Below are 12,012 nucleotides of genomic sequence, written 5' to 3'. Positions count from 1 at the left end.
GATGAAGTCGTCGCCGCGATCGCCGTCGATGTCCTCGCCGGAAATCTCGCCGCCTTGGCTCGCCGCCAGCACGATCACGTCGTCGCCGCTGTTGAAGAAGCTGCCATCGCCGGAGATGTCGTCGAAGCGGATCTCGCCGTCCTGCGAGGCCACCAGGCCAATGGCATCGTCACCGTCGCCACCGGAAATGTCGTCGACGTTCACGTCGCTGCGCCAGCCGAGGGACGCCAGCACGATCGCATCGTCGCCGTCCCCGCCATTGACATCGTCAGCCGTGACGTCGCCGCCAACCAGCCCGAACAGCGCGATCAGGTCGTTGCCGTCATTGCCGTTGACATCATCCGCCCAGACGTCGCCGCCGAATGCCGCGCCGAGAGCGATGAGGTCGTTGCCGTCGCCGCCTTCGACATCGTCCACGCGGGTGTCACCGCCGAAGAGGCTGAACACGCCGATGAAGTCGTTGCCGAGGCCGCCATCGATGTCGTCGGCGCGCACATCGGCGCCCGGACCGACCGCCGCCAGCACGATGGCGTCGTCACCCCAGCCACCGTCGATGTCATCGACGCGAGTCTCGCCGCCGACCGCACTGAACACGCCGATGAAGTCGTTGCCCAGGCCGCCGTCGATGTCGTCGGCGCTGGTCTCGCCGCCCAGCACGTTGCCGACGAGGATGACGTCGTTACCCCAACCACCGTCGATATCGTCGACACGGGTCTCGCCGCCGAGGCCGCTGAACACGCCGATGAAGTCGTTGCCGAGGCCACCATCGATGTCGTCGGCGCGCACATCCGCGCCCGGGCCGACCGCCGCCAGCACGATGGCGTCATCACCCCAGCCGCCGTCGATGTCATCGACGCGAGTCTCGCCGCCGACCGCGCTGAACACGCCGATGAAGTCGTTGCCCAGGCCGCCGTCAATGTCGTCGGCGCGGGTCTCGCCGCCCAGCACGTTGCCGACGAGGATGACGTCGTTACCCCAACCGCCGTCGATATCGTCGACACGGGTCTCGCCGCCGAGGCCGCTGAACACGCCGATGAAGTCGTTGCCAAAGCCGCCGTCGATGTCGTCGGCGCGCACATCCGCGCCCGGACCGACCGCCGCCAGAACGATGGCGTCGTTGCCCCAGCCGCCATCAACGTCGTCGACGCGGGTTACGCCGCCGACCGCGCTGAACACGCCGATGAAGTCGTCGCCCGAACCGCCTTCGACGTCGTCGGCGAGGGTCCGGCCGCCAAATGCGTTGCCGACCAGGATCAGATCGTCGCCCGAGCCACCCTCAATGTCATCGACCACGGTCTCGCCGCCAAAGCCGCTGAACACGCCGATGAAGTCGTCGCCCGAACCACCTTCGACGTCGTCGGCGCGCACGTCACTGCCGAAACCGAAGGCACCCAGAACGAGCGTGTCGTCGCCAAGGCCGCCCTCGACATCTTCGCCGATGAAGATGTCCGCGCCATTGGTTGCGATGACCGAGATGTCATCGTCGCCCGACTCGCCCATCACCGCCCCTTCGATGGTGACGTCGCTGGTCGAGGAGTTGAAGATGTTGATGTCGTCGTTACCGGCGCCGCCAAGAACATTGCCGCCGTTGCCGTTGACCTTGTTGATCCCGGTCAGGATCTGGTCGGAGGCGGTGATGTTGATGGTATCGTCACCTTCACCACCGTTGACATCGCCGTTGACGTTGACCCAGCCGCTCCAGTTCGGATCGGTGAACGACCCGCCACCGACCGTGATCAGGTCGTTACCGCCATCGCCTGAAACCGAGCCGTCGATGGCGATCGACGACTCACCCACACCGGGAACCGGCCGGATCGTGATCGTGTCCGCGCCGTCCCCGCCATTCACATTGGTGCTGGGATAGGCGCCCAACGTGTAGGAGCCGCCGATGATGTCGATCGTGTTGGCGTTGGCGTTGCCGTTGATATCGCCGCCCTGCTCACCGCCACCGCCATTGCCGCAGAACCAATTGCCCGAAAGGGGAACGGCCTCGGAGCAGCCCGCAGGCTCCGCCGCAGCCCGCGACGGCGTCATCACCACGCCTGCCACGAGCATCGCGGCAACAGCCACCGCGGAGGCCGAACCAAAAAGCGCCCCCTTGCGGTGATCGACGACGACAGATGTCAGAGCCTTCCGTCCGGCAAACAGCTTCGTCTTGCTCGCCTTGCGACGCGCCACGGCAAATTTCTTCGACATCGAAATGCCCCCAATCCCCAAAATGCTCAGGCGAACATGAGCCGCCTTTTTCCGAATCCACCGGTACCCGCATGGCCGGCTTCTTCGAGTCGACGGCAACGTAGTCCGACCTTATCTAGGGTCGCAAGGCCACCGGATCGCCCCAGGAAAGTTGCAAAAATACCTTCAAAAAAATTTCTTAGACGCACGCCTTTTGGCCACCGCGCCCAGATGCTAGCAAATTCAAGGTTTTATTAAGCCTAATTTTGGCCAACCAAATTTCTCAGAATTTTCGCCAAAATAATACCTTGAGGAATTTACCCTCCGTCAGCATGGCGGTTCTCGCGGAGTGTGCTATTTTTGCTACTCATCAGGGGAGAGCCGGGACCTGATCGGAACTGAGTCCGATCGGACGTTCTTTTTGCGGGGAACGCCCGGCCTGCGGGGAAAAATGCTCATTGGCTATTGTTTAGTAGAAACCGAGGGCGCCCATGCCACCGGAGGCGCCTCCAACACCGCTCATCAGCTATCCGGGGATTCGTCGCAGCAGGACGGGAGTCAGGCTGTGTCGCCTGATGCCGTGTCGCTCCGCGAACTCGGCTGCGAGCAGGTCTTTTCCGATATGGATGACGATCGCCGCGCGGACCGGCCCGGCCTGCGCGCGGCGCTGGATTTTGCGCGGCTGGGCGACGTGCTCGTGGTGCCGTCGCTGAAGCATGTCGGCGCGGACGTCGATGCGGTGGTCCGGCTCATCGCCGATCTCAGCCAGAAGGGCGTGACGATACGCCTGGGCGGGATGCCGATGGACATGATGATTCCGTCCGGCGAGGCTTTGGCCTTTGCCTGCCGGGCGCTGGTCCAGTTGGCGGAGCCGGGCCCGATGCCGGTAAACGGGGCAGACCCGCCGCGACGGCGCGGCCGGCCTCAATCACTGTCCGCCAAGGATATCGCCAAGGCGCGACAATTGCTGGCGAATGGCAGCGCGGTTCCGGAAGTGGCCCGCGCGCTCGGCGTCTCGCCGGCCACGGTGTATCGCATCTTCCCCCGGCGGACGCAGAAGTCGCCACATCCGGGCGATCCAGCCTCCTGATTCAGGGCGGAGGCCAGCGGACAGCACAGCGCTTCGGCGGCGCGGCGCAAGGCGCGCTGCCGGAGTGGCGGGGATATGACGGGACGGATCCCGACCCGTCCCGTCCTCCGACCCGGGCCAGGGACGGCTACGCGACAGCAACGGCGCGGCTGCGCCTGCGACGGTCGGCTGATTTTCACCGATGATTGCGAGATGGCTGGGGGACTAGGATTCGAACCTAGATTGACGGAGTCAGAGTCCGCAGTTCTACCGTTGAACTATCCCCCACCGAAAGCGCCGCTCGCGGCGCTGTCCGGGGCCGGCCGCTTCGACATAAGGTGTCGGGCACGGCGGCAGCGGCAGTGGCGCGCTCTATAACCGCTCCCGCCGGCCCGGTCTACCCCCTTCCAAGCAGTTTCCACGGTCGGGTTGACCCCGGCCCGAGAGAGCGCGCGAGGCGGGCGCCGCTTCGCCTGACGGCCCAGCGGCCCGCCGGCGAAATTTCCTCCGGTACGGGGCCCGATACGGCCGACGAAGCGGCCCGCCGTCGCGCGTGCCGGATCAGACCGGCGCCGCGCGAGGCCTCACGGCCTACCTCGACGCCTTGTCTGCCGCTGTGGCTGCCCTGGCGTGAAACACCCCGACGAACCGACCCCCATTTTCGACATGGCTACAAAGCCGACAAAGAGATCAAATCGTAGGATTAAACACCTATAATTGGATCTTAAACCTCATGTGACGGCCAATTCGATTGCTTGGCCGTCCTGCACGCGCAAGGGATGTGGCGCTGGACGCCCCACCCATGCGCCAATATCAGTGCTGCCATGCAGCATTTCGGCTTTTGCGATGCGAAAGAGTCTCTATATTCCGTGGCATACAGAATACAGGAGGCACAGATGAACACCACGACCCTTACCCGCCACACCTCGCCGGACTTCTTCTCCCGCATCGTCGACAGCGTCGCCAGCTTCTTCGAAGCGGTCGGTGAAGGCCGTCGCATCGCCCAGCGCTACGAGACCCTGTCGCGCCTGTCCGACGCGGCCCTCGCCAAGCGCGGCCTGACCCGTCAGGACATCGCCCGCGTCGCCGTCAGCGGCCGCTGAGACGTCCCGACCGAGTGGCCTCGCCCTTATCGGCCGCTCCATGAATACGCAAGGTGACGCTGTCGGATAAACCCGCAGCGTCCATGACGGTCAGACGCACGAAGCCGGCGCCCGCCGGCCGCCAGAACATCGTGGCGGCACGGGCGGGCTCGCCGGCCGGCACGCCATCGACAAACACCGTGAGTGGACCAGCGCCGCCGCTCACCTTCAGCGCCAGTGGCTCGTCGCCCTCGCGGTCGAGGCTGGCGCCGTCCGGCGGAAACGCGATTTTCGGCCCCTCCCCGCCATTGCCCGCCCCTGCCCTCCGCCCGAAATGCCGGAGCGGCGGCGGGAGTTCGACGTTCCGCACCGCCAGCGCCTCGCGCGGCGCGGGGGCGAACGGCGCCGGCTGGTTCACCAGCCGCGCGAAGGCCTCGAACAGGATCGGTGCCGCCGCCTCGCGCCCGATCATGCCGGGCACCGGCTGCCCGTCCGGCCGCCCCACCCACACCGCGATTGTCCGCCTCCCGTCGAAGCCGACCGCCCAGGCGTCACGGTAGCCGAAGGACGTTCCGGTCTTGAAGGCGATGCGTCCCGCGCGCTCGTTGCGCGGCGCCGGAGTACCCGCGAGCGCCTGCGCCAGATAGGCGGCGGAAACCGGGCTCACCAGCCGGCGCGCACCCTCGGCCTGCGACACGCCACCGTCCAGCCGGTCGCGCAGCGCATGCGCCTCGCCGCCATTGGCGAGGCCGGCATAGAGCCCGGCCAGCGCATCGAGGCTCATGCCGACGCCGCCCAGGCCCACCGCCAGGCCCGGCACCTCGCCGGGCGGCAGGGTCAGCGCGAAACCGGATTGCCCGAGCCGACTGGCCAGACGCTGCGGCCCCACCGCCTGCAGCAGCACCACCGCCGGCACGTTCAGCGACAATTGCAGCGCCTGCCTCACCGACACCGTGCCCTGATAGTCGCGATCGAAATTGCGCGGCCTGTAGGCGCCGAAACGCGCCGGCCGGTCCTCGATCAGCGTTTCCGGGTGCGCGATTCCGTCCTCGAAGGCGAGGCCGTAGATGAACGGCTTCAGCGTCGAGCCGGGCGAGCGTGTGGCGCGCGTCAGGTCCACCGCCCCGGCCCGCTCCGGGTCGAGCGGATCGGCGCCGCTCACCCGCGCCAGCACCTCGCCGCTGGCATTGTCCACCATCACCAGCGCCAGTGAGACGCCCTTGCCGAGTTCGCGCACCCGCTCGCCCGCCAGCGCCTCCAGCCGCACCTGCGCCGAGGCATCGAGGGCGAGGCGGTGCTCATGTGCCGCCGGGCGCTCGCGGCGGGCCGCCTCGGCGGCATGGGCGGCGTGCATGGGCAGGGCGAGGCGGCGGGCGGGGATGGGCGCGCGCAGGGCGAAGTCCCGCTCCGCCGCGCCGAACAGCCCGGCCGCCTCCAGCCGCGCCAGCACCGTGGCGCGCCCTCGCGCCGCCCGGTCGGGGTTTCGGTCCGGCCGGCGTGATTCCGGTGCCTGCGGCAGGGCCACCAGCAGCGCCGCCTCCGCCAGCGAGAGACGCCGCGGCTCCTTGCCGAAATAGCCGAGGCTGGCCGCCCGCACGCCCTCGATATTGCCGCCATAGGGCGCCAGCACGAGATAGAGCGCGAGGATCTCGCGCTTCGACAGCCGCGCCTCCAGCTGGATGGCGCGGCGCATCTCGGCGAGCTTGGCCCGCAGCCTGGCGGCGAATCCGCCCCCCTCGCGCGGCTCCAGCAGCCGCGCCACCTGCATGGTCAATGTCGACCCGCCGGAGACGATGCGGCCGTGCAGCGCCATCTGGCCGGCGGCGCGCAGCAGCGCCAGCGGATCGACCCCGCCATGCTGCCAGAAGCGCTTGTCCTCATAGGCGAGCAGCATGTCGACGTAGCGCCGGTCGACGTCGCGAAGATCCGCCTTCAGCCGCCAGCGGCCATCCGCCAGCGCGAACGGGCGCAGCAGCCGCCCCTCGCGGTCCAGCACTTCCACCGAAAGCGCGACCTCCGGCGGCGGCGGGGCGCTCGCGCGCACGCCGGCGAGCCAGGCATGGCCCCCGCCCGCCAGCAGCAGCGCGCCGAGAAATGCGAGGCCCGCCGCGCGTTTCACGACACCTCCCTCACCGCGCAGCTCTCATCGTGTTTGCCCCGTCACCTCGGTCTGCCCCGCGCTGGTGCGGGCGAAGCGGCCGGGACGGTACATGTCCTCGACGATGGCGGGGGGATGGGCGTAGCGGCCCGGGGAAACGGCGCGCACGACATAGGCGACGCGCAGCAACTCCGGCTCGTCCGAACCCTGCGTGCGGTCGAAGGCGGCGGCGAAGAAGGCGTCGCGGAACTCGGCATGCGCCGGCTGGGTGGTGTCGCCCAGCCACGCCAGCGCGCCGACATCGGAACCCACCGCGAGCGAGGGGTTGTCGATCTCGAAGCCGGCGGGCAGGTGGTCGACCAGCAGCACATGGCTCTGCGCCGCCTCATCCTCCTGCGCCTCCAGCACCACGACGAGGCGCTGGTTCTGCGCCACCTTGGCGGGATCGGCCGGCACGCCCTCCAGCGTGTAGTAGCTGCGCGTCAGGCTGAACCCGTTCGCCGCCGCCGGCTCCGGCGCCGCCGGCGGCCCGTCGATCGAGACCGCGACGTCGAGCGGGGCGGTGCCGCGATTGGTGAGCACGATCGGCTTTGCCAGTTCCGCCGGCGACAGGGTGCGCTCATAGAGCCCGGTATGGGCGGTGCCGTCGATATCGAGCGCGATGCCCCTGCCCTCGCGCAGCGCGCGGGCGGCGAGCAGCAGCCAGGCGTCCTCCTGCGTCGAGGTCGGCCCGGCGTCGATGAAGGCGGCGGCGACGCGCTGGCGCGCCGTGCGCGCGGTGCCGGTGAAGCCGGCCTCGGAGGCGAGCGTCGCCACGCCCGCCGCGTCGCGCAGGATCGAGCCGAAATCCGGCCGCCCCGAAGTCAGCGTCTCGGCCGCGCCGGGCAGGAGCTCCAGCGCCGCGCCGAACACCTTCTCCGCCCGTGCCCTGTCGCCCAGCATGGCAAGCGAGGCGGCTAGCTGGCCGCGCGCCATCGCGCTCTTGACCTCGTCGAGCCTGGCGTCGGCGACATAGCGCAGGTCGCCCAGCGGCGCCCGGCCGTTGCGCGCCAGCACGTAGATCGCATAGGCGGCGCCGTCGTCGGTGGCGCCGTCACCAGCATAGGCGAGCGCGTTGCGCAGCCGGTCGAGTGCCATGGTGAACGGCTGTTCCGGCACGGCATGGCCGCGCTCGCGGGCGCGGGTCAGAAAGTCGCTCACATAGGCGTCGAGCCACAAATCGTTGCCGCCGGCCTCCCACAGGCCGAAGGAACCGTCCGACCCCTGCCGAGCGATCAGCCGGGCAATGGCCTTGCGGATGGCTTCCGCCGGATCATTGGTGAGCCGGAAGCGCTGCGGCGGGCCGAAATCGGAGAGATAGAGCAGCGGCAGCGCGCGGCTGGTCAGCTGTTCAGAGCAGGCGAAGGGGTAGCGGTCGAGCGCACCGAACAGCGCCGGCACGTCGAAGGCCGGGTCCAGCCCGGCGGAGACGCTTACCCCGCCGCGCCCCGGCACGAGGTCGGTGATGAGATCGGCGCTCAGCGTCAGCGCCGCCCCCGGCGCCAGCGTCTCGACGCTGCGGCGGGAGATGGCGGGATAGGCCGGGCGCACATTGAGCGCATAGTCGCGGACAATGGCGAGCCCTCCCGGCCCCGACAGCCGCACCGAGACCTGCGCCTCGCCGATGCCGGCCCCGTCCATCTGCACCGCGAAGGACTGGCGCGCCCCCTTGGCGAGCGGCACCGTCTTCGGCGCGCTGCCCACGGTGACCGGCCCGTCGGTGACGATCTCCAGCGCGTAATCGCCCGCCTCGCCATCGACATTGTCAAAAGCGAGGTTGAGCGTCGAGCGGTCGCCGGCGGCGAGGAAGCGCGGCAGGGTGGCGGTGACCACCACCGGATCCCGGATCACCACATCGGCCTGCGCATGGCCCACCGCCGCGCCGGACCACGCCACCGCCATCAGCCGGCCGGTGCCGTCGAAGGGCGGCAGGGCGAAGTCGATGGTGCCGCGTCCCTGCGCGTCGAGCTTCACCAGCCCGGAGAACAAAGCGAGTGGCGGCTGGGTCGGCGGTTCGGCCTGCAGGCCCATATCCATGGCGTCGCCGCCCGAGCGCAGGCGCCCGCGGCTGCCGAGCATGCCGTCGATGAGCTGGCCGTAGAAGTCGCGCACCGCCGTCCCCAGCGCCCGCTGGCCGAGATAGAACCCGTCCGGGTCGGGCGCCTTGAAGCCGGTGAGGTTGAGAATGCCGACATCCACCAGGGCCAGCGTCACATAGGCTTCCCCCTGCCCGCCGCCGGTCACCTGCACCGGCACCGAAAGCGTCGTCTCCGGGCGGGCAAGGTCGGGGGCGTCCAGCTTCACCTCGATCACGCGCTGGGCGCGGTCGACGCCGAACCAGGCGAGGCCGATGGCCCGCCCGGGATTGCGGCTCGCCGCCACGTCGAGCGGCCGGTGCAGGAAGGCCAGCGCATAGGCGCCCGGCGCCCAGCCGGCGGCGACGGCGAAGTCGACAGAAGTGTCGCCGGCCTTCACGTCGAGCGTCTTCGCCGCCAGCACCCCGTCGCCGACGATGAACACCGTCGCGGAACCGGCATAACGGCTGGTGAGGTTCACCTTCAGCGTGTCGCCCGCCGCGTATTGCGCCTTGTCGAGCCCGACCTCCAGCCGGTCCGGCGCGTCGGCGGTCGCGCCGCCGCCCCAGCCGGCCTCGAAGGCGACGGCGGTGGCGCGTGTGCCGTCGGTCACCTCCAGCCGGTAGCGACCCCAGGCGACCGGCACCTCCAGCCGCGCCGGCGCACCGGTGCCGAGTTCGAGCGTGCCATCGGCTACCTTGGCGACCGATTCCACCGGCTCGAAGTCCCAGTTGCCGCCGAGCCGGTACCATTGATAGCGGATCTCGACACGGTACAGCGCCCATTGCGCGCCCTCCAGCGCGACCGGCTGGCCGGCGGCGTCGAAGCCCTGCACCTCGAAGCCGGCATTGCCGTTCTCGCCGGGACCTGCCTTGTCGAACAGCGGTTTGACGCCGATGCCGTTGCCGGCGGGGCGGACCGGCAGCACCAGCGAGCGGCGCACCGCGCGGCCGCCGCCTTCGTTCAGCGCGACGAAGATCTCCGCCTCCAGCGGCCGGGCGGTGGCCGGCAGCGTCGGCAGCAGGACCGACAGGCTGGCCTTGCCCTGCGGGTCGGTCACCGGCGCGTCGGCCAGCGGCTGGCGCACCGGAGTGAAACCGTCGTCAGTGCGGCCGAAGCGCCAGCCCGGCAGGCCGGGCCGGGCGTCCGCCACCCGCACCTCGATTTCGCCGGCGATGTCGAGCCCCGCCGCCGGCGGGCCGAACAGCCAGCGCCCGTCAGCCGCGACCGTCACCGGCATGTTGGGGGCGATGGAGGCGGCGCTGGTGGAAAGGTCGAGCGCGAGCCGCTCGGGCACATAGTCTTCCAGCAGGAAGGTGGCGGAGCCCACTGGCGCGCCGCGCGGGTCGACATAGGCCTCGACCCGCCAGGTGCCGGTCATGGCGTCGCCCATCAGCGGATAGGTCAGCGTGCGGCCACCCGCGCCCTGATCGGCGACAAGCTCGCGGCGCTCTTCGACGCCGTCGGGGCGCTTGATGATCAGCGTCAGCGGCACGCCGGCTGCCGCCGTCACTTGCGGGTCGCGCAGCAGCGCGGTGACATGCACCTCCTCGCCGGAGCGGTAGACCCCGCGCTCGGTGGTGACGAAGGCGTCGAACCGCTCGGGCGCCGCGCGGCCGCCGACGCCGCGGTCGGTCAGGTCGAAGGCCTGGTCCTCCAGCGAGAGAAAGGCGTAATCCCCCTCCCTCGCCTGCGCGACGATCACCGCCGGCGCGAAGCCGTCCGTGCCGCGCATCAGCCCGGCATCGAAGGCGGCACTGCCGCTGGCGTCGGTACGGGCGGTGGCCAGCACGTCGTTGGACTTGGCGAGCAGGCGAAGCTCGACCCCTTCCAGCGGCTGCGCGCTGCCGAGCGCCCGCACCAGCACGGTGAGGCCGTTGCTGCCGGAGAGGGCGGTGAGGCCGAGATCGGAGACGACGAACCACTGGGTGGAGCGCGTGCCCCAATCGTCATTGGGATTGGCGGCATCGCCGGCCGGGCGCGCGGCGAGCACGTAGACGCCGGGCTCCAGCGCCTTCACCGCCTCGTCGACGGGGAATGAGGTGGTGACATCTTCGTTCAGCGGCGAAGCGGCTTCCAACTCGCCCTTGAACACCAATTCCGCCTTGCCGTCCTTGAGCTGCTGAAGGTCGTAGCCGCCGAGGTCGCGGCGGAAATCGCCTTCGATGGCGGTCGGGATCAGGCTGCGGTCGCCGATCCGGTAAAGCTCCACTCCCACCAGCGAGGTGTTGACCGTGACCACCGGAATGCCGCGCGGGCCGGTGCGCGGCAGCACATAGTTGCGCCCGGTGAAGCGCACGCCCGGCTTGCGGTCGCGCACATAGATGGTCAGTTCCGCGCTCGCCTCCAGCGGCTCGGCGGCGATGGACGACGGCAGGCCGGCCCGCAGCGTGACGTCGTAGCTCTCGCCATGCTTCAGCCCCTCGGCGCAGAGCTGGCTCCCCTCCGCCGTCACCGCCGGCTTGTCGACCGGCCCATCGGGGCCGCGCAGCGTCACATAGGCGGAATAGTCCCTGCCACCCTTCACCAGCGGCTCGGAGAACTGCACGCAGATGCGCGGGTTGGAGGCGTCCGAATCGACGCTGTAGTCGAGAATGCGGAAGCCGCGCTCCGCGCGCAGCGTGTCGTAGAAGGCGCGCTGCTCGGGCACGTCGGCATAGCCGAGCGCGGTGGCGAGCGTGTCGAGCGCCGGGCGCCACAGCGAGCGCTGATCGTAGAGATGGCCGATGGCGAACAGCGCCTCCGCCTGCGCCACCCGCGTCGTCGCCGCGCGATAGGCGAGGAAGGCGGCCGCCTGCGCACGCTCCAGGAAAATGTCGACGCTCTCATTGTCGCCGGGCTTGATGCGCGACAGCGCGCGGGAAAGCCGCTGCCAGAGCCCGGCATCGTCGGGGCTCGCCTGCGCCAGACGGCCATAGAGGCCGGCGGCGGTACGGGCATCGCCGGCGGCGAGCGCGGCGTCCGCCTCCTTGCGCAGTTGCGCGGCTGGCTTCGGTAACGGAGCACGCTCACGTCGCAGCAGCGCCTGCAGCCGCCGGGCGGCCTCGACCAGTTCCTGCGGGGCATAGGTTTTCGGCAGCGCGTCCGCTACCGTTTTTGCAGTTGGCGCCGCCGTCTGTTTTGCCGCCGCGGGCTTCGGCGCCTGCGCACCCGCCGGGGCGATCAGGCTGAGCGCGAGGCACGACAGGGCGGCCCCGCGTCCGAGCCATGAAAAGGCCGAAGTATAAGGGTTCATGACGCCTGCTCCGCAACTCGTCGCCTGTCCGCTCGCCGGACGATAGGACGAATTCCGCCACGGAGCCATGACCATACGCAAGCCGACGGCTATCCGCCGTTGAACACGGCGCGACGGCACGGAAGTCACACTGCCGAGGATTGCCACGCCGCCGCCATTGAATCGCCGTCCGCGCTTAGGTATACGGGCCGTCATCCATTCGGGGACCTGCGACGCGGGAGCGCCGGGCGAACCCATTC

Annotated in this window: 5 protein-coding genes and 1 tRNA gene; 2 read left to right on the top strand and 4 right to left on the bottom strand. The window is 69.8% G+C overall.

The genetic code is table 11. The features are described 5' to 3' along the window. The coding region (locus KHC23_RS05305) for a beta strand repeat-containing protein (protein ID WP_213370212.1) at nt 1-2,196 on the bottom strand (2,196 nt) is incomplete at its 3' end. A gap of 430 nt (nt 2,197-2,626) precedes the next feature. Here KHC23_RS05305 and KHC23_RS05300 point away from each other — a divergent pair. Then, nucleotides 2,627-3,265, top strand: a complete 639-nt coding sequence (locus KHC23_RS05300) for a recombinase family protein (protein WP_213370210.1) — start codon at nt 2,627-2,629, stop codon at nt 3,263-3,265. Between the two features lie 193 nt (nt 3,266-3,458). Here KHC23_RS05300 and KHC23_RS05295 read toward each other — a convergent pair. Beyond that, nucleotides 3,459-3,532 (bottom strand) — tRNA-Gln (locus KHC23_RS05295). 608 nt (nt 3,533-4,140) lie between these two features. Here KHC23_RS05295 and KHC23_RS05290 point away from each other — a divergent pair. Further along, the gene (locus KHC23_RS05290; protein ID WP_213370208.1) at nt 4,141-4,347 is read left to right on the top strand and encodes a DUF1127 domain-containing protein; all 207 of its coding nucleotides are present in this window, start codon (nt 4,141-4,143) and stop codon (nt 4,345-4,347) included. On the opposite strand, the gene pbpC is transcribed toward KHC23_RS05290, so the two are convergent. Together pbpC and KHC23_RS05280 are read right to left on the bottom strand one after the other, a co-directional pair. After that, on the bottom strand, nt 4,334-6,445 hold the full coding sequence (pbpC, locus tag KHC23_RS05285) for a penicillin-binding protein 1C (RefSeq protein WP_271188579.1): 2,112 nt from the start codon (nt 6,443-6,445) through the stop codon (nt 4,334-4,336). The two genes, KHC23_RS05290 and pbpC, sit on opposite strands and share 14 nt — an antisense overlap. Before the next feature lie 24 nt (nt 6,446-6,469). Beyond that, nucleotides 6,470-11,773 carry an alpha-2-macroglobulin family protein gene (locus KHC23_RS05280; RefSeq protein WP_213370206.1) on the bottom strand — a complete coding sequence of 1,768 codons (5,304 nt, stop codon included), beginning with the start codon at nt 11,771-11,773 and terminating at the stop codon, nt 6,470-6,472. Nucleotides 11,774-12,012 lie beyond the last annotated feature (239 nt).

Origin of the sequence: Ancylobacter dichloromethanicus (assembly GCF_018390645.1) — a bacterium.
Lineage (GTDB): Bacteria > Pseudomonadota > Alphaproteobacteria > Rhizobiales > Xanthobacteraceae > Ancylobacter > Ancylobacter dichloromethanicus.
Note: the sequence above shows the minus strand (reverse complement) of the source record. Positions and strands in the feature narration are given on the sequence as shown.